The sequence below is a fragment of the Synechococcus sp. OH30 genome, assembly GCF_047462175.1.
Lineage (GTDB): Bacteria > Cyanobacteriota > Cyanobacteriia > Thermostichales > Thermostichaceae > Thermostichus.
Window position 1 is genome coordinate 1 of sequence record NZ_JANSIP010000001.1, and the last position, 16,478, is coordinate 16,478.

General features: G+C 60.4%; 18 protein-coding genes and 1 pseudogene. 7 read left to right on the forward strand and 12 right to left on the reverse strand.

Annotated features, from left to right (window positions below; translation table 11 throughout):
• The 3 genes and pseudogenes from NW830_RS00005 to NW830_RS00015 form a co-directional block, all read left to right on the forward strand.
• A pseudogene (locus NW830_RS00005) lies at positions 1-378 on the forward strand (hypothetical protein); the annotation flags it as partial.
• A 324-nt stretch (positions 379-702) separates the two neighbouring features.
• Positions 703-1,149, forward strand: a complete 447-nt coding sequence (locus NW830_RS00010; protein WP_414362812.1) for a Uma2 family endonuclease — start codon at positions 703-705, stop codon at positions 1,147-1,149.
• Positions 1,150-1,230: 81 nt separating this feature from the next.
• A complete protein-coding gene (locus NW830_RS00015) occupies positions 1,231-1,719 on the forward strand; it encodes a tetratricopeptide repeat protein (RefSeq protein ID WP_414362756.1) in 489 nt (162 codons plus the stop codon).
• A 34-nt stretch (positions 1,720-1,753) separates the two neighbouring features.
• Here the strand turns inward: NW830_RS00015 and lipB are convergent, their stop codons facing one another.
• Positions 1,754-2,497: a lipoyl(octanoyl) transferase LipB gene (gene lipB, locus NW830_RS00020; RefSeq protein ID WP_414362757.1), complete on the reverse strand. Its 744-nt coding sequence runs from the start codon at positions 2,495-2,497 to the stop codon at positions 1,754-1,756.
• A 21-nt stretch (positions 2,498-2,518) separates the two neighbouring features.
• Positions 2,519-2,851 (reverse strand): thioredoxin, encoded by a 333-nt coding sequence (gene trxA / locus NW830_RS00025; protein WP_414362758.1) that lies wholly within the window; start codon positions 2,849-2,851, stop codon positions 2,519-2,521.
• A 218-nt stretch (positions 2,852-3,069) separates the two neighbouring features.
• On the opposite strand from trxA, the gene NW830_RS00030 reads away from it, so the two are divergent.
• On the forward strand, positions 3,070-4,338 hold the full coding sequence (locus NW830_RS00030) for a hypothetical protein (RefSeq protein WP_414362759.1): 1,269 nt from the start codon (positions 3,070-3,072) through the stop codon (positions 4,336-4,338).
• On the opposite strand, the gene NW830_RS00035 is transcribed toward NW830_RS00030, so the two are convergent.
• Genes NW830_RS00035 through NW830_RS00050 form a run of 4 tightly spaced genes read right to left on the reverse strand, consistent with a single transcriptional unit; the run spans position 4,301 to position 7,931 of the window.
• Entirely contained in the window at positions 4,301-6,088 is a 1,788-nt protein-coding gene (locus NW830_RS00035; protein WP_414362760.1) for a SulP family inorganic anion transporter, read from the reverse strand. The genes NW830_RS00030 and NW830_RS00035 overlap by 38 nt on opposite strands.
• Positions 6,085-6,660 carry a rhodanese-like domain-containing protein gene (locus tag NW830_RS00040; RefSeq protein ID WP_414362761.1) on the reverse strand — a complete coding sequence of 192 codons (576 nt, stop codon included), beginning with the start codon at positions 6,658-6,660 and terminating at the stop codon, positions 6,085-6,087. The genes NW830_RS00035 and NW830_RS00040 overlap by 4 nt, the downstream gene beginning before the upstream one ends.
• 44 nt (positions 6,661-6,704) lie before the next feature.
• A complete protein-coding gene (locus NW830_RS00045) occupies positions 6,705-7,172 on the reverse strand; it encodes a DUF29 domain-containing protein (protein WP_414362762.1) in 468 nt (155 codons plus the stop codon).
• 42 nt (positions 7,173-7,214) lie between these two features.
• A complete protein-coding gene (locus NW830_RS00050; RefSeq protein WP_414362763.1) occupies positions 7,215-7,931 on the reverse strand; it encodes an MBL fold metallo-hydrolase in 717 nt (238 codons plus the stop codon).
• 113 nt (positions 7,932-8,044) lie between these two features.
• Between NW830_RS00050 and NW830_RS00055 the strand changes: the two genes are divergently transcribed.
• Positions 8,045-8,452, forward strand: coding sequence for an ArsR/SmtB family transcription factor (locus NW830_RS00055; protein WP_414362765.1), 408 nt, complete (start codon positions 8,045-8,047; stop codon positions 8,450-8,452).
• Here the strand turns inward: NW830_RS00055 and NW830_RS00060 are convergent.
• Entirely contained in the window at positions 8,419-8,811 is a 393-nt protein-coding gene (locus tag NW830_RS00060; RefSeq protein ID WP_414362813.1) for a YidH family protein, read from the reverse strand. The genes NW830_RS00055 and NW830_RS00060 overlap by 34 nt on opposite strands.
• A 402-nt stretch (positions 8,812-9,213) precedes the next feature.
• Between NW830_RS00060 and NW830_RS00065 the strand changes: the two genes are divergently transcribed.
• Positions 9,214-9,696 (forward strand): bis(5'-nucleosyl)-tetraphosphatase, encoded by a 483-nt coding sequence (locus NW830_RS00065; RefSeq protein WP_414362767.1) that lies wholly within the window; start codon positions 9,214-9,216, stop codon positions 9,694-9,696.
• A 14-nt stretch (positions 9,697-9,710) separates the two neighbouring features.
• Here NW830_RS00065 and NW830_RS00070 read toward each other — a convergent pair whose 3' ends face one another.
• From NW830_RS00070 to mrdA, 4 genes are all read right to left on the reverse strand, one after another.
• On the reverse strand, positions 9,711-10,661 hold the full coding sequence (locus NW830_RS00070) for a hypothetical protein (RefSeq protein WP_414362769.1): 951 nt from the start codon (positions 10,659-10,661) through the stop codon (positions 9,711-9,713).
• A 189-nt stretch (positions 10,662-10,850) separates the two neighbouring features.
• The gene (locus tag NW830_RS00075) at positions 10,851-12,071 is read right to left on the reverse strand and encodes a pyridoxal phosphate-dependent aminotransferase (RefSeq protein WP_414362771.1); all 1,221 of its coding nucleotides are present in this window, start codon (positions 12,069-12,071) and stop codon (positions 10,851-10,853) included.
• Positions 12,072-12,156: 85 nt separating this feature from the next.
• Positions 12,157-12,465, reverse strand: coding sequence for an HU family DNA-binding protein (locus tag NW830_RS00080; RefSeq protein ID WP_414362772.1), 309 nt, complete (start codon positions 12,463-12,465; stop codon positions 12,157-12,159).
• 333 nt (positions 12,466-12,798) lie between these two features.
• Complete coding sequence (gene mrdA / locus NW830_RS00085; RefSeq protein ID WP_414362774.1) at positions 12,799-14,673, reverse strand: penicillin-binding protein 2; 1,875 nt, start codon at positions 14,671-14,673, stop codon at positions 12,799-12,801.
• Positions 14,674-14,836: 163 nt separating this feature from the next.
• Here mrdA and NW830_RS00090 point away from each other — a divergent pair, with 163 nt between their 5' ends.
• Positions 14,837-16,060 carry a lipopolysaccharide biosynthesis protein gene (locus tag NW830_RS00090; protein WP_414362776.1) on the forward strand — a complete coding sequence of 408 codons (1,224 nt, stop codon included), beginning with the start codon at positions 14,837-14,839 and terminating at the stop codon, positions 16,058-16,060.
• On the opposite strand, the gene NW830_RS00095 is transcribed toward NW830_RS00090, so the two are convergent.
• Positions 16,057-16,419: an FHA domain-containing protein gene (locus NW830_RS00095; protein WP_414362778.1), complete on the reverse strand. Its 363-nt coding sequence runs from the start codon at positions 16,417-16,419 to the stop codon at positions 16,057-16,059. The two genes, NW830_RS00090 and NW830_RS00095, sit on opposite strands and share 4 nt — an antisense overlap.
• Positions 16,420-16,478 lie beyond the last annotated feature (59 nt).

Here is a 16,478-nt window from a genome sequence, read left to right on the forward strand (position 1 = left end):
AAGGCTTCTAGGAGATGGAAGAAAATCAACCGACTGGAGGCCAAGCTCAAAGCCAAAGTTGCCCGTCAGCGTAGAGATTGGCAACACAAGGTTACCTCAGAGATTGCGCGTCGTTATGACATCGGGGTAACCGGTCGCGTTAGCGGGACGGAGTCCTTAAAGCTCAACGTCAAGAACATGACCCGTAAAGCTAAGGGTAAAGGGAAGAAGCCCAAGGCCGGACTAAACAAGTCTATTTTGTCGGTAGGTTTTGCAACCCTCAACCGGCTGCTGACCTACAAAATTGAGCAGAAGGGTGGTCTGGTCTTGTTTCTTCCTACGCAAACCCTTAAGCCGTCTCAGCGCTGTCCGTTCGCGTCAGCGGGACGGAGTCCTTAGTGTGATGCGATTCACAAGGAGTGGGCAGACCTGAGTAATCGCTACCATGTCTGCCCTGCTTGTGGTTTTGCGATACCGCGGGACAGGGGGACGGTGATGGTACTGTACAACGTTGCTACTAATTGGACTCCGTCCCGCTGTCGCGAACAGCAACCGGGGCTGGGGACCAGCCTCGTGAGTCTTGGATGCTTCAGCTCTACTTCACAGGCCCGGTACACGGGATCGATGAAGCAACTGGGGCAGAAGAAGAGACAAAAGCTCTGCTGTCAAGCGGGTGAGGAAACCCCACCCGCCTGCGCGGTGGGGTAGTTCATTGGAAAGCCAATTGACATGGGAAGTGCGGGGGCGCTCCACAGCTATGTCTGCAGTCTCCTCCTGGCAGCTTTAACCCCCTACGTTCTGGGAATCGTTTTAGATTCCAGCACTGCTTTTAGGATGAAGAGTGGAAATTGGCGCTCCCCTGACGTTTCTTTTTTTGCCAAAGAACGCTTGCAGGGCATGGCCGAACTGCCCACGGGATTTTTAGAAGGCGCTCCAGATCTGGCCGTTGAAGTGCTTTCTCCCGGCAATACGCTCGAAGAAATGCAGGAGAAGCTGGTGGAGTACTTTGAAAATGGCAGCCGCCTGGCTTGGCTTGTTCATCCCAGCAAGCGCTACGTCCTGGTGTATCGCAGCTCTCAAGAGCCCGACCGTCTCCTCAAGTCAGTTGATCTTCTGGAGGGCGAAGAGGTTATTCCAGGCTTTGCTCTGCCGGTTGCTCATCTCTTCTAGAAGCTCTCCTTCTAAGTGCAAGGGTTGCCCCTCTTGCCGGCAGTCTATACTGGACTGGGTTGGGATCCTCAGCGGGGCACGATGAAGCGGCGATGGGGAAGGCTGGCTGTGATAGGTTGCTTGGCGGCATTCCTGGCTCCTGCCCCCGCCCTCTCTTTGCCCACCTCCCCCACTCCTCCTAAGAAGACCTCCACCCGAAGCTCTGCTTCCGAGTTTAACTGGCAGGGATCCCTCAAGTTGCTGCGCGGGGATCCGGTGGCGGCTTTGGCGGATCTGGATCGGGCAGTAGAGTTGGATCCCACCTATGCGCCAGCCTACGTTAACCGCAGCTACGTTTACAACCAGTTGCGCCAGCCCCAAAAAGCCCTAGCCGATGCGGAGCGGGCCATCCAGTTGGATCCGGGGATCCCAGAGGCCTACTTTAGTCGCGGCGTGGCCCACCTGCAACTGGGGGAGCGAGAGGCTGCCATGGCTGACTTTCGCCAGGCGTTGGCTCTTTTTTCCCAAAGCGGCAACTTTGCTGACCAAGCCATCCTGCAGCAACTGTTGCGCCAGTTGGGGGTGGAGTAGTCGCCCTTGGATTGAATCTAGGGCCATCTCGGATTTAGACAAACTGAGGAGGCTCTCCCAACCACTCGGCCAGGGAAACTGCCTGGGCCTGCAGCCCGAAGACATGACAAAAAGATTGCACCAACACTGGGGCTACAGCAGCCATTGTTACCTCCGGACAAAACTGCACCAGGGATCCCACCGGGCGATCGGGGATCCCACAGGGCACGATGGCTGCGAAGGCAGCCAGATCCGGACAGACGTTGAGGGCAAAGCCGTGGTAGGTAACCCAGCGGGAGACCTTGATGCCGATGGCCGCCACCTTGTGGCCTTGCACCCAAACCCCTGTCAGGCCAGGGAGCCGCTCCCCCCGCAGGCCAAAGTGGGCTACGGTCTGGATGAGCACCTCTTCTAGGTGGCGCAGGTAGCGGTGCAGATCCGGCTGGCCATGGGAGCCGTAGACAGTCCTATGGCGCTTTAGGTTCAGTAGGGCGTAGCCCACCCACTGGCCCGGCCCGTGGTAGGTCACCTCGCCGCCCCGCTCCACCCGCAGAACCTCCGGCCCCTCAGGAGCAGGGGACTCTGGCTGAGTATCCGGAGATCCTATCCGTCCAGCCAGGCTTTTGAGAAACTTGGGATCGGCCCCTGCCCCCAGGGTGTAGACCGGCGGGTGGGTGAGCAACAAAAGCCCATCTGGCACCTCAGGATGGCGGATCATCCGGGCCAACCTGGCCTGCTGCCAAGCCCAAGCGGTGCGGTAGGGCACTTCTCCTGCCAGGTGAACTTGGAGAAGCGGCACAGGCTCAAGCCCCTGCAAAGCTCAGGCCACCGGTAGGTTGACCTGGGCCCGTAGACGCTCGAGCAGAGCTCGGGGATGTAGCAGCCCTTCAATGCGGTCAACCGGCTTCCCGTCTTTAAACAGGATCAGGGTCGGCACGGCGTAGATCCCCCAGCGGGCAGCGATGCTGGGGTACTTTTCGGTGTCGACCTTAACAAAGGAGATGGCGTCCCCCACTTGGGGCTTCACCTGCTCCAACACCTGGGCCATGACCTGACAGGGACCACACCAGGTGGCGTAGAAATCCACCAGAATGGGAGTTTTGGATCCCTGGATCATGTCGTCAAAGCTTTTGAACTGCTGTTTGTGGGCCATGGGCGACCTCCGCAGGATGCTGTGGGAAAACTTAGAATGCAACCTATTTGCAGGCTAAATGTTTGAGATGGAAATGTGGGTAGAGATTCTGCGACCGCTTGCTGTCGGTTTCCCGGTAGGATGGCTAGGGCTTGGTCGGTACCTGTAGTCTAGGGGGCGGGCTGGACGGAAGGGGCAGGCTTTAGCAGGGCTTAACGATTGCAAGGAGTGGGATCCCGATGGCAACAATCCGGATGGTAAGCCGAGGTGTGGTGGTCGGCGTATTGGCGGGGGTGGTCTTGAGCCTCTGGGGGATCTGGCGTTGGCTGGGGGATCCCTCAGGCTGGATTCAGGTGGTGGCCGGGCTGCTCTTGAGTTTGGCGACGGTGCTGTACTGGCGGAAGACCCGCCCCGCCGACTGCCTGGTGGTGGAGCCGCAGAGCTGGCACCTCAACCGCCTCAGCCCCGAGCACTGGCTGATCCAGGCGGAGTTCGTGGCCCGCAACCTCAACCCCCTCTTTGAGGTTACCTTGGCCCAGGTGCAGCCGCGACTGCATTTGCTCAGTGCCAGCTCCATCGAAGGGATCCAAACCCAGATCCGCCTGCGCTCCCGCCATGCGGATCTGCCCCCTCGCCAGGACAACTACTGGCAGGCCTACATCATCACCCCCCAAAGCCAGACCGGCTTGGAAGTGGAGATCGAGCTGAGGGGGGAAGGGCTGGCAGATTTGCGCTCGGCCTGGCTGGAGCTGGACTACGTCCAGTACGGGCGGCAGCGGCGCACCCTTAAGACTAGCCACCTGATCCTGCCCTTGCAGGAAGTGGAGCCCTTGCCGGAGCTGGCCTGGCAGCAGCAGGGGCCAGTGAGTTGGGCTGCTATTCCCACCCATCTGCTTACCCCCAGCGATGACCTCGCCGAGGTGCTGCGGCGCTACGTGGGCCCTCACATCCAGCCCGGTGATATCGTGGCCATCTCGGAAAGCGCGGCAGCCATCGTCCAGGGCAACTTTCGCCATCCCCTGCAGGTGCAGCCTGGCTGGCTAGCCCGCACCCTCTGCTACTTCTTCCCCTCCAAGACCAGTCTCTCGAGCTGCTACGGGATGCAGACGCTGATCGACTGCTCGGGAGCCTGGCGGGTGCTGGCGGCTTTTGTTGTCGGATCCCTGGCCAAGTTGTTGGGGATCCCAGGGGTGTTCTATGCCCTGGCGGGGGAGCAGGCCGACCTCATCGACGATGTCACCGGCACCTTGCCCCCCTACGACCAGTTCATCGTCTTAGGGCCGCGGCAGCCGGCTAAGCTGGTGGCTGAGCTCCACGCCCAGACCGGCTACGAGGTGGCCATTGTGGATGCCAACGACTTGGGAGAGGTAACTCTTCTGGCGGCCAGCCCAGGGGTGGAGCGGGAGCTGGTGGAGCAGGCGCTGCGCAAGAACCCAGCGGGCAATGCGGCGGAGCAGACACCCCTGGTGCTCATCCGGAAGCGGCTGCCGGCATCGCCTGGGATTTGAGAGCCTGCATTGCCTGGTGGGTTGACAAGAAGAAGCGCTCAGCGCCCACTTTTTCCACAAACCCCACCCTTTTGAGGCGATCCATCACCGGCCCCTTTACCTCGGCTAGGGCAAAGCCCACCCCCATTTGGTGCAGACGTTCCACCAGTTGGGTCAGGGCCTCCAGAGCGCTGCCGTCGATGAAGTTAATGGCGCTGGCCACCAGCAGCACCTGTTCCACTTCCGGCCGCGCTGCTACCTCTTGCAGAATGTACTCCTGCAGGTAGGCGGCGTTGGCAAAAAACAGGCTCTCATCCACTCGCACCGCCAAGATGCGCGGATCGGTAATCACCTCATGGCGCAGCACGTTGCGGTAGTGCTCGGTACCCGGCACCTGGCCAACAATGGCAATGTGGGGGCGGCTGGCCCGCCAGAGGAAGAGAAGGATGGAGGCCAGCACTCCCAGACCAATCCCCCGCTCCACCCCAATTGCCAACACGCTGGCAAAGGTGAGCAGCCAAACGAGGGCATCGCCGCGGTCGTAGCGCCAGCTCTGCAGCAGGGGGTGAAAATCCACCAGTCCCAGCACCGCCACCAGCACAACGGCAGCTAGGGTGGCCTGGGGCAGGAAAGTAAACAGGGGCATCAGCCAGATCATGGCCAGAGCTATCAGGGATCCCGTAATGACCGAGGCCAGACCGCTGTTGGCCCCCGCCTGAGCGTTCACCACCGAGCGGCTGATCCCACCCGTGACCGGAAAGCCACCGCTGACGGCTGCTGCCACGTTGGCCACTCCCAGGGCCACCAGATCCTGGTTGGGATCCACTTTCTGCCGCCGCTTGCTGGCCAGGGCCTGGGCCATGGCATAACTTTCCGTAAAGCCCACCAAGCTGAGGGTTAGGGCGGTGGGCAGCAGGGATCCCCATTCTGGCCAGCTCAGTTGGGGAAACGTCAGCGGTGGCAGGCCAGCCGGAATGGATCCCACCACCGCCACTCCCGCTCTCTCCGAGAGGTTTAGCCCCCAAACCAGCAGGGTGGTTAAGAAAACGGCCGCCAGGGGAGCACTCTTGGTGAGCAGCAACTCCCAGAAGGGCGGGATCCCCCAGCGGCGCAGTTGCGCCGGCAGCTTCTGCTGGGCGTACACCAACAGGGCGATGGACAACAGCCCCAGCCCCAGGGTGGCCCAGTTGACCCCATCCAGGCTCTGCCACAGCCGTTGCACTAGCAGCCAGAAGGACTCGGTGTTGGCAATCTTCACCCCCAGCAGATGGCGGAGCTGGCTAAGGGCAATGATTAGGGCTGCGGCACTGCTAAAGGCCGCTATAACCGAGTGGCTCAGGAAATTGGCCAAAAACCCCAGGCGCAACAGCCCTACCCCTAGCTGGATCAGGCCCGCTTCCAGAGCTAAGCCCAGCGCCAACTGGCCATACTCTGGGCTGCCCGGCTCAGCCAGCGGCTCCAAACCCGAGGCTACCAGCAGGGCGATGATGGCCACCGGCCCCACCGACAAAGCCCGGCTGGATCCCAGGAAGCCGTAGGCGATGACCGGCAGGATGCTGGCGTAGAGGCCTGTCTCGGGGGGCAGGCCGGCCAGCAGCGCGTAGGCCATGCTCTGGGGCACCAACAGGATGGCCGAGACCACCCCGGCAATGAGATCCCCCGGCAGATCCTCTCGCCGGTAGCGAAGCCACCACAGGGAATCCTTGGCCAAGGGCAGGTAACGCGCCCAGATCCCCTGCTTTGGGGAAGAGGCGGACGGGATCCCGCTCATAGCGTCTGACCCCGGTTCCAGGGCAGGCGGGCCAAAAGCAGCGCCAGGCCACAGGTGTTGGTGATCCCGGCAAACACCAGCCCCGCTCCCACAAAGCCACTCAACACCAGCCAGCCGGGATGGACAAAGGCTCCCAGCAGGGTTCCTATGAGCACCAGGGATCCCGCTGTAATCTGCACCTGTCGCATTAGCGAGATGGGCGCGTTGCGGGTGCGGGTGGTGGGCAGCTTGGCGGCCTTCCACGCTTCGATCCCACCTTTGAGGCTAATGGCTTCCGGCCAGCCGTATTCGAGCAACTGACAGCCGGCACGGATGGAGCGGCTGCCCATGCGGCACTGCAGCACCACCGGCTTTTCCGGCGTCGAGATCGGCACCTTGGCGGGGTCAAAGGTAGATAGAGGCATGTTGATCGCCCCCGGGATCCGCTCGTCGTGGTATTCTGCCGGCTCCCGCACATCAATGAGCTGTACCCGCCCTTGATCCAGCCACTGCTTTAAAGTCAAGGCGTCGATCTCCTTAAGACGGGGATCCCGTTCCTGCTGAGCTGTAGGATTTTGTTGGGCTACGATCATGGTTTCTTCCTTGCTTCTAGGGTTGTTGTAAGACTTAGGGATTTCTAATCTTCCTCCTCCAGCAACCTGCTGGGCTCGCCAGGATAAAACTGGCTATCCAGGATTTGCTCAGGAGAATAAGGGCAGGTCTTGGGAAAAGTCTTTCTGGGCAGCTTGGTCTCTTCCAGAGCCAGTTGGAGCGCCCTCAGGTAAGACTTGGAGATGGCCTCCGGCAAATAGGGTCTCAGGCTTGGGTTTTCCTCCAGCAGATCTAGAACTTCCTGCCGCTGCACCTGTAGGGTAAGAAGCCAGCTTACCGATCTGGCCTGCGGCTGATACTCCCACTTCAGAAGGTGCCCCACCAAAACCCCCAGCCGGTTGCGCAGCTCTTGCCGCTGTTGCCTGCCCAATGATTCCATCTCCTCAATTAAATGGGGCAGATCCAGCTTCTCCCAGGCCCGCTCCCGCAGAAATTGGGCTTGTTGCTGAGTCCAAGCGTAGAAATCCCTCTCATAGAGATTTTGGCGATCCACTCTCAACCCTCCCCTTTCTGACGGGCCGCCTGACACTAGCAACTAAACTGCGGCTGCCACTTGGCCGCACTGCTCGTTGGCCGGCACCGCTTCCTGGATCTTCTTGGGCTGCGGCAGGTTGAGGCTGTTCATTAGGGCAATAAAGCTCTCCCGCGAGCGCAGCTTACCGGTTTCCGGATCCACGAAGCGGGGGTTCCAGCGCTTCTCCTCGCCAATGGTGGAGACGGTGTGTCCCCGGTAGTCATGGCCGGGATAAACCAGCGTCTCGTCCGGCAGGGTAAACAGGTGCTGCGTTACGTGGTCGTACATCAAGCCGGGATCCCCACTCTGAAAATCCGTACGGCCACAGCCGCGAATCAGCAGCGAGTCTCCTGTAAGAACGCGATCCCCATTGACGCGGTAGGTCATGTGGCTGTCGGTATGGCCCAGGGTGGCAATGGCCTCGATGACAATGGATCCCACCTGCAGCTTTTCCCCATGGCCGATGAAGCGGTCGGCACATTGCGCCTTGGCCTGAACCGGCACCACCCCTTGGCAGCCGCTCAACTCCCGCAGCTTGCCGGTGCCGGTGATGTGATCGGCATGGACGTGGGTTTCCAAGCAGTACTTCAAGGTCAGACCCAGCTCTTGAATTAACTTCCAGTCCCGCTCCACCTGCTCCACCACCGGATCCACCAGTACGGCCTCGCGGGTGTCTGGGTCTGCGATTAAATAGGTGTAAGTGCTCGTCTCAGCGTCGAATAGTTGGCGAAATAGCATGCTGCCCTCCTGTCTGTTGGCAAGAACCCGAACGTGCTCCGCATCCGGGTTCTTATTCTACTGTATAACTATCTGGTGTTAAAATCAAGCTACCACCTCCCTCAAGACAGCCTATGGATTGGGACAAGCTTGTGCAAGCTGGCAAAGACGAGTGCCAGTTGACCCTGACGCCGGAAGTGCTGACCAGCGTGGCGGAGTACTTCAAGGTTCTGGCGGAGCCCAGCCGGCTCCAGATCCTGTGTCAGTTGCGCTCGGGGCCCAAGAACGTTACCCAAATCCTAGAGGCCACCGGCATGGGCCAGGCCAACGTTTCCAAACATCTCAAGATCCTGGCGCAGGCAGGGATCGTCAGCCGCGAGCCCAGGGGCGTGAGCGTCTACTACCAAATTGCGGATCCCATCTGTTTTGAGCTGTGCGAGGTGGTGTGCAAGCAGTTAATTAAGCGCCTCAGGCAGCAGGCTCGGCAATTGGAGCCGCTGGCGGCCCTTCACTCCGGCAGGCTAAGCCGCGAAGGCTCCTGAGGGCGGGGGCGGCGCAGCATAAGCAGCATAAGAGGAAGGCTCAGCAGCCCAAACAGGGCCACCACGGCAGCCATGATCCAGATGAGGAAACGGCTGGGGCGAAAGTCGCCCGCCTCGATTTGCCGCATCACCTGGTTGTAGCGCCAAGCAGAAAGGCCGATCATCAGGATTCCAAACATCACCAACAGGAGGCCGTGCGCCGGAGCGGGCTGCTTGGGGGAGCTGGCGGCTTCGATCTGCTGCAAAAAGAGGCTGAAGCGGGCGAGGGCAAAGCCAAAGGCAATGAGAGCCACAGAGGTACGCAGCCAGGCCAGAAAGGTGCGCTCGTTGGCCTGGTGGGCGATCTGGGGGCAGGTGATCCCTTGGGAATCTGAAGGCTGACCTTTGCCGACGGCTGCGCTAGGCCACTGCCATCCCAGAGGAGGGAAAGAAGGATAGCTTGCGTACCTTTTTAGTTGCCAACCAACGCTACAGCTACTGCTATTGTAGGTACAGCTTGCAAGCCAACTTCTGGGAGGCAAACGAGCTGCCCAATTCCAGGGAACAACCCGAGCGATGGCAAGCCTCTGCGCTGGTCTTACGCGAGGACTGTACCAAGCAGCAAAGAGGGGGTTCCAGCCCAACTTGCTAAAAGTAGAACCTTGAGGCTTTGTCTCAAGAACCTGCGTAGGGGCGGTTTGACAACACCTCTCTGCCTCCGTTTATCGACTGCGTAAGAATCCCCCGACTTTAATTGGTAGGAGTGTCAAGGCCCAGTTTGCATGCTGACAGATGCTGCCTACGGCATAATCCCGGTGCTTCCGCTTCCGCCTGACCAGGGCTCCCATCTCTATCTGCTCATCCAGCACCAAAAGGGGCACTGGGCCTTTCCCAAAGGACACAAAGATGAGGGTGAGAGTGAGCTGGCGGCAGCGCAGCGGGAGTTGCGTGAGGAAACCGGCTTGACCGAGTACCACTTTCTAGTACTGCCGGGCCAGTCCGAGCCTCTATCGCTACAGGAGACTTACACCTTCACCGATTCAGCCGGGTATGCCGTGGTTAAGACTGTTACCTACTACATAGCTCTCCTGCCACCCCAGTTTCCTCCGCCGGAGCTACGGATCCAACCGGAAGAGGTGGCTGCCTACCGCTGGTGCTCCTACCTCGAAGCTTTGGAACAAATTACCTTTGAAGAAAGCCGCCAGCTTTTACGCCGCTGTCAAGCTTATCTAGAAGAGTGGTGGAGAGGTCAAAGAGAGTTGTAACTCCACCGCCCAAGCTACTGCTCGACAATTGTGACGTTAAAACCTTGATTCTTCAAGGTTTCAGCATGGTAGCGGGCATATTCCAGTTGTTCAAAGGCTGCCACCTGCACAAACTTCTGGCCGTTCACATCTTTAACAAAAGCGTCAGGGGCAACGCGGCGAGCCTGGGCCAAGCTCTCCTCCCCAGCGTAGGTAGTCAGCACCAAGAAGGTGCCCTCGCCGCGGTTTGGGCCCAGCGAGTCGGGGTCACTACTAGCTAAGGGTACTGTCTTGAGCAGCTTTTCTTGAGAGGAACGCTCCAAGCTGGCTGCCAGTTTCTCTACCCATGTCTCCTCTCTGGGAGGGAGTTGCTGGGCACCAAGGGCCGAACGGGTCTGCAGGCTGTCTAGAGGGTTGGGGAGATTTTCAAGGGGTTCAACTTGCAGTTCCTCCACGGAGGGGGTGGTCAACCCCAGCGCCAGCTGCTGAGGGGGTACCCCACCCGAATAGAACTCTTCTCCCACTTCCACCGCCGGTGGCTCTAAAGGAATTAGAGGGAGCTGGGCTAAGTCCAGCGGGGCAAAGCTCTCTTCGACTCTGGGCTGCAACAGCTCCCCTGGCCAGAGTAGCCAGCGCACTCCAAAGCCAATCCCCGCCCACGAGAGCACCCCCACTAGCAAAGCCCCTAGAGGCGAAACTCCTCTAGAAGGGCGGGGCACTTCTTTCTCCAAATCCTCCACCACCTCTTGAAGGAGTACAGGAGAAGGACGGTGGGTGGGAAGGGTTCTACCAGGATGGCTGCCCCGCAGCGGTGGGAGAGAGTCGCGGCGTTGTAAACGTGGCCAGAGACGAAAGTGCTGCCTTTGCCTGGGGGAATCCGGGTGCAGAGGGCTGAGGGCTGCTGGAAGCGTGCGTTGGGGTGTCGGCGGGTTTTTCTGGGGCGGCGGCAGGGGCTGAGTAGGATCTGGAAGCGGAGAAAAATCCATGGATAACCTACCCTCCCGAGCTTAGGAACCAAGAGGTCTACGAAGCCAACCTCCCACCACACCTGTTGACAGCTTAACGGCGGGAATGGGGCAAAGGACGGAGATAAGCCATCACTGCCCTGCCCCAGATAATACCATGCCATAGACCTGAGGCCGGCTTCTAGAGCTTGGCCGCAAGATAGACACTCGTCAGTCAGGGGGTGTGAGCGAGCAGGGGCAACCAAGGTCTCCACCCAGCTCGTTTCTCCTCTTGCCAGAGAGATTTTCTAGAATTTCCTGACAGGCCAATAGCAGGCGCTCTTGCTCTGGCAGAGTTCTCAGGCCAATGCGCAGGTAGCGATCCCCCAGCTCAGGGAAGCTCAGACAATCCCGCACTAGGATGCCGTGCTGCCGCAGCAGCTGCTCTTGAAGCTGTGAGGCAGAGACAGGACAGCGCACCAGCACAAAATTGGCTTGGCTAGGCCAGGGATCCCAGCCGGGCAGCGCCTGCAAACCTTTGAGCAAATGCTCGCGGGCCATGGGCAACCACCTCAAGGTGCGCCGACGAAAGTCCGTGTCAGCCAAGGCGGCTGCTGCTGCCACTGCCGCCAAGCCATTGACGCTCCAGGGATCCCGCCACTGTCGCCAGCGCCGCCAGCGCTCCGGATGGCCCACCGCAAATCCAATGCGCAAGCCAGGCAAGGTAAAAAACTTGGTCAGCGAGCGGATGACAAGGGTGTTGGGGTGGGCCTCGAGATAGGGAATCAAGGTTTGGCTACGGGGCAAAGAGGCCTCCAGCCCGCCAGCCCTTGGGGAGCAGAGCTCGCTCTGGTCTTGGGGCGCGTCTCCGAGGAGAAAGTCCATAAAGGCCTCATCCACCACCACCTGCTCAAAGTAGGGCAGAAGAGGCAGAATGGCCTCCCGCGGGAGCAGCTGGCCCGTTGGGTTGTGGGGATTGTTTAGCCAGAGCACCTTGCCGCTCTTGTTGGCGGGGAGCCCTTCTTGCAGCAAAGCAGCAGTGGCTGATCCCGGACAAGACCACCAATCCAGTGGCTTGATGACTGCCCCTGCTGCCCGCAGTGCCCGCTCGTAGTCGCCAAAGGCGGGACGAGGCAGCCATACCTCCCGCCCCTCCGCCTCCCGAGCCGCCCAAGTGAGCAATTCTGCCGCTCCGTTGCCGACAAAAATCCACTCTGGATCAACTGACCAATGCTGCGCCAAACAAGCGCGTAGCTCTCGATAGTCGGGGTCCGGGTAGCAGCTAATTGCAACCGGCTCGGGTGCCTCCAACGCTTGCACCAGGGCTTGCACAACCGACTGCGGCGGGCCCAGGGGATTGAGGCTAGCGGAAAAATCCAAAATGGCCTCCGAAGGGCAACCAGCAATTGCTGCTGCCCAAGCCCGATTGCCCCCATGTTGAGGCCGTTGCACGCTAATCCTCTAAGGACTCCATCCTGCTTCCGCCAATAGGGACTCAGATTAGCCGCAAGGACTCTGTCCCCCTACACCCGCACTTTCAAGACTTGTGACCAGCTGCCACCGCATCGCGAAAAGCTTTGCCGGCCGTGAACGTGGGAACAACGCTAGCCGGAATCACCATCTTCTCATTGGTTTTCGGGTTGCGGCCTTCCCGTTCTTTGCGCTTGCGGGCCTCAAAGGAACCGAAGCCCACTAGGGTGACCTTCCCCTTGGGTTCCCCGTTTTCATCGCGGGAGGCAACCTCTTCAACGATGATCTCCAGTGCTGCCGTCAGGACAGCCTCAGCCTCTTTTTTGGTTACGTTGGCGCGATGAGCGACGGCTTCCACAAGCTCTGCCTTGTTCATCCTAGTCTCCTCAATGAGCTGGGCAATGGGTTGAAAGCCTTCTCTGGCCGTGTTTTTCCAAGTTGGCGCTAGCAGGGCGGAGCACCTACGGCTCAGAGAAGTTGTAGCTGGAGAAGCAGGGCTAGCCCTACCCTAGGTCAAGGCACAGCCACTGCCGATGGCAGGATTGTAGCCATTGGGTTCCAAATCACTGACCTATTTTACAGCCAAATTAAGCTAGAAGCCGGCTGGAGAAGGAGTTTAGGGACTCTGTCCCACTAAGGCAATGGAGGAGGAGAGCGGAATTTTTCGGCCCATAATGCTCCCTGCTAGGGAAAGGGGACAGCTGGAGGATCACGAGTTGCTTTGGAAGTAGGCCCGCATGATCTGGCGGAAGATAGGGGCTGCTCGGGTTCCGCCCCCGCCACCACTGTTTTCCAGAAAGACCACGACTACCAGCTCCGGACGGTCAGAGGGAGCATAGCCGACAAACCAGGCGTGGGATCGCCGCGGCGGATCCTCGGCAGTGCCGGTTTTGCCGGCGGCTGGGGGAAAGCCTGGCCCCAGGTTGGCGTTGCCACCAGTGCCGTAAACCACCACATCTCGCAGCCCCTGTTGCAAGATCTCCAGGGTAGCGGGGGAGAGACCTACCTTCTGCCGCAGGGGCACGGGACTTTCCGGGATCACCTGCTGCGAGAGCAAGGGACGCACCCGCCAGCCACCGTTGGCCACTGCTGCTGTTACCACCGCCATCTGCAGGGGCGTGGCGGTGATAAACCCCTGGCCGATGGACATGTTCACTGTATCGCCCACGTACCAGGGCTCCCCCCAGTGGCGCTGTTTCCACTCGGCGTCAGGCACCAGGCCAACAGCTTCCCCTTTGAGGCCGATCCCAGTAGGCTGGCCCAGCCCAAAGCGGCGCGACCATTCTTGCAAGGGGGCGGCCTTGGTACCCAGGGCAATCTGGTAGAAAAAGGTGTCGCTGCTGTAGGCTATCGCCTGGCGGTAGTTCAGCCGCCCAAAGCCAGCCCGGTTCCAGTCCCAAAAGCGCCAGCCGCCTACTGTGATGTAGGGAGCCGTCTGCAGCACCGTATCTGGGGGGAAGACCCCCGACTCGATCCCAGCGGCGGTGGTGATGATTTTGTAGGTGCTAGCAGGAGGGTAGGGCCGTAGGGCGCGGTTAAGGAAGGGAAAGTCCTGTTTTTGCAGGCTCTCCCACTGGGCTTGGGTGATGCGGCTGGAAAAGAGGTTGGGATCAAAGGTGGGATAGCTGGCCATAGCCAGGATCGAGCCGTCGCGGGGATCCATGGCAACCACTGCTCCTTTCTGCTGGCCCAGGGCTTGCTCTGCCACCTGCTGCAGCCGCACGTCCAGGGTCAGCTGCAGAGTCTTGCCCGGTTGAGGAGGCTGTTCGCCCAGCACCCGCAGCACTTCTCCTAGAGCGTCCACCTCCACTTGGCGCCCACCCCACTGGCCGCGCAGATGACTCTCAAACAGTTCCTCCACCCCCATCAGGCCGACAATATCCCCCAGGCGGTAGCTGGGATCCGCCTGCAGCTGCTCTAGGGGGATCTCGCCGGTGTAGCCCAGCACGTGGGCGGCCAAGCTGCCATGGGGATAAAACCGCACTGTCTCTGCTTCCACCATCACCCCCGGCAGCTCGTGGCTTCTTTCTTCCAATCGGGTCACGACCTCGGGGCTGGCGTTGCGCAGGATGCGCACAGGAAAGAGAGAGCGGTAGCCCGCCTGTTCCAGTTTCTGGACAATCTCCTCGGGAGCCATCTCCAGATACTGGGCCAGCTTGGGGATCGTCTCCTGCCAGCCCTGCCGCGACTGCACCAAGGGCCAGAGAAAAACTGAGTAGGACAGTTGACTACCCGCCAGCAACACGCCGTTGCGATCCACAATGCGTCCCCGTTCCGGCGGCTGGGGCAAGAGGCGAATGCGGTTGGTGTCGGCCAACTGGCGGTAATACTGAGTGCGCACCAGTTGCAGGTAGGCCAGCCGCGATCCCAGTCCTCCAAACAGCAGCCCGCTGGCCAGCAAGAGCAAGGCAACGGACCGATAGCCTTGACCTACCGTTTTGGCCGGGGGGGATCCCAGCCAGGGGGGGCTACCAGACGGCGGTGGGGAAGGGACTCGCCGCGGCCCAGCCGGCTTGAAGGGGGAGGGTTTCCGCTCCCCTAAAGCCCTGGAGCTGGGCGGGGCAAGAGGGTAAAGTTTGGCCATGAAGAACTGCTGGAAGAAGAACGGGAGCCGACCCTGGGCCCAGCTAGGTGGGCAGCCTCAGCCTCTATTCAGTATCTCGAGTATCTCGAGCTTCGCCAGGCCTCGTCCAGGAAAAACGGCTCTGGATAAGGCAGGGCAACGACTGCGCCAGGCAGCCTGGCTGATGCTGGGCAATGGCCTGCGCTTGGGGGTGTCTGGGGCCTATTTCGTCCTGTTGGCGCGGCTGCTGGGTCCAGAAGCGTTTGGAGTGTTCTCCGCCATCTTGGCCTGCAGTAACCTAGCTGCCCCCTTTGGCTACTGGGGCCAATCGGAATTGCTGATCCAGCGCCTAAGCAACCGGAGATCTGCCGCGGCTGCCCCGGAGATCAGTCCCAGCCTGTGGCTGGCCGGACTGGTCTGCAGTGGGATGGTGCTGCTGTTAACACCTCTGTTGAGCCTTTGGTTGGCCGAGACCTCACCCCTTGAGGTGGGGATCCTCCTGGGGAGCGACCTGCTGTTTATTGCCCTTCCCGAAGTGTACAGGGGGATCCTGATTGGACAGGAACAAATTGCTGGGGTCGCTCTCATTGACACGGGCATGGCGCTGGGGCGATTGAGCGCCGTACTGCTGGCGATGGTTTTGGACTGGGGATCCCTAACCCAATGGGCCATCCTCTACGGGCTGATGGTGCTGCTGGTGCTGGCGGGGATGAGCTGGGGAATGCGGCAGTGGTGTGCCCCTTCTCGCCTCCCGGCTTTGGACTGGCAAGAGGTAAGGGCACGGCTGAGGGCGGGTTGGGACTTTGCCCTGGGGCTGGCCGCGGCGAAAACCTTCACCGACTTGGACAAACTGCTTTTGCCCCGCCTGGCCTCAACAGCAGCGGGGGGACTCTACAGCGCCGCCTACCGGGTCATCAACTTCTCGCAAACGCCGATGATTGCTCTGCTCACCAGCCATTTTGCCGAGCTGTGCCGCCAGGGTCAGCAGGGCCTATCCCACGGCTGCCGCTACGCCTGGCAGCTTTTCCCCTGGGTGGTGGGCTACGGCAGCTTGGCTACTGTGGGAGTGGCCCTGGGCTCCTACGGGATCCCTTGGCTGCTGGGATCCGCCTACCAAGAGACTGCCCTCATCCTCCGCTGGCTGAGTCCAGTCATTTTGCTGGAAGGGATCCACCTGCTGTTGTCTCACCTGCTCACTAGTGCTGGCCTGCAAAAGCTGCGCAGCCGCCGACAGCTGGCAGCCCTGGTCCTGAATGGAGCTTTGAACGGGCTCTGGATCCCGGCGTGGGGGTGGCGAGGGGCAGCCCTGGCCACCTTACTCTCAGAAGTGACCCTGGTGCTGGCCTTGCTGCTGCTGCTTTGGCAGCAATTGGGCCCTCAGAAGGGAGGTAAGCCAAGCTCAAGCTAGAGGGTCTTGACGATGTAGGTGGCCTTGGCGTCCGGACCAAAGCTGATGACATCCCCCGACTTAAGCTGGTGGGTAGAAATTTTCTGGCCGTTGATCATCAGGCCGTTGGTGCTGGGCCGGCCCTCCAGGTCTCCATCTAAAATGCGGTAGTAGTATTCCCCCTCCCTTTCAGCAGGAATGCGCAGCAGCATGGCGTGGTAGCGGGAGGCGTACTGAGAGTTGAGACAGATGTCGTTGGCCAGGTCGCGACCGATAAAGTATTTGGCGGCAGTCAGTACCTGCGTGCGGCGGCCATCGCGGTCTTCCACAATGAGGAGGTGCTGCTGAGTACTTGGGGGAGAAGGCGCAGAACCAACCATAGCTCCTTACCGCTGCAACTGCCAGGCTTAGCATACACTATAGTCCAGCCCCGCCCTTG

Bases quoted from the DNA above. Each gene is read 5' to 3' on its own strand.
- mrdA (WP_414362774.1), bottom strand. From the start codon at position 14,673: ATGGCCAAACTTTACCCTCTTGCCCCGCCCAGCTCCAGGGCTTTAGGG.
- NW830_RS00090 (WP_414362776.1), top strand. From the start codon at position 14,837: ATGCTGGGCAATGGCCTGCGCTTGGGGGTGTCTGGGGCCTATTTCGTC.
- NW830_RS00095 (WP_414362778.1), bottom strand. From the start codon at position 16,419: ATGGTTGGTTCTGCGCCTTCTCCCCCAAGTACTCAGCAGCACCTCCTC.
- NW830_RS00040 (WP_414362761.1), bottom strand. From the start codon at position 6,660: ATGATCGTAGCCCAACAAAATCCTACAGCTCAGCAGGAACGGGATCCC.
- NW830_RS00065 (WP_414362767.1), top strand. From the start codon at position 9,214: ATGCTGACAGATGCTGCCTACGGCATAATCCCGGTGCTTCCGCTTCCG.
- trxA (WP_414362758.1), bottom strand. From the start codon at position 2,851: ATGGCCCACAAACAGCAGTTCAAAAGCTTTGACGACATGATCCAGGGA.
- NW830_RS00030 (WP_414362759.1), top strand. From the start codon at position 3,070: ATGGCAACAATCCGGATGGTAAGCCGAGGTGTGGTGGTCGGCGTATTG.
- NW830_RS00080 (WP_414362772.1), bottom strand. From the start codon at position 12,465: ATGAACAAGGCAGAGCTTGTGGAAGCCGTCGCTCATCGCGCCAACGTA.
- NW830_RS00070 (WP_414362769.1), bottom strand. From the start codon at position 10,661: ATGGATTTTTCTCCGCTTCCAGATCCTACTCAGCCCCTGCCGCCGCCC.
- NW830_RS00035 (WP_414362760.1), bottom strand. From the start codon at position 6,088: ATGAGCGGGATCCCGTCCGCCTCTTCCCCAAAGCAGGGGATCTGGGCG.
- NW830_RS00055 (WP_414362765.1), top strand. From the start codon at position 8,045: ATGGATTGGGACAAGCTTGTGCAAGCTGGCAAAGACGAGTGCCAGTTG.
- NW830_RS00015 (WP_414362756.1), top strand. From the start codon at position 1,231: ATGAAGCGGCGATGGGGAAGGCTGGCTGTGATAGGTTGCTTGGCGGCA.
- NW830_RS00050 (WP_414362763.1), bottom strand. From the start codon at position 7,931: ATGCTATTTCGCCAACTATTCGACGCTGAGACGAGCACTTACACCTAT.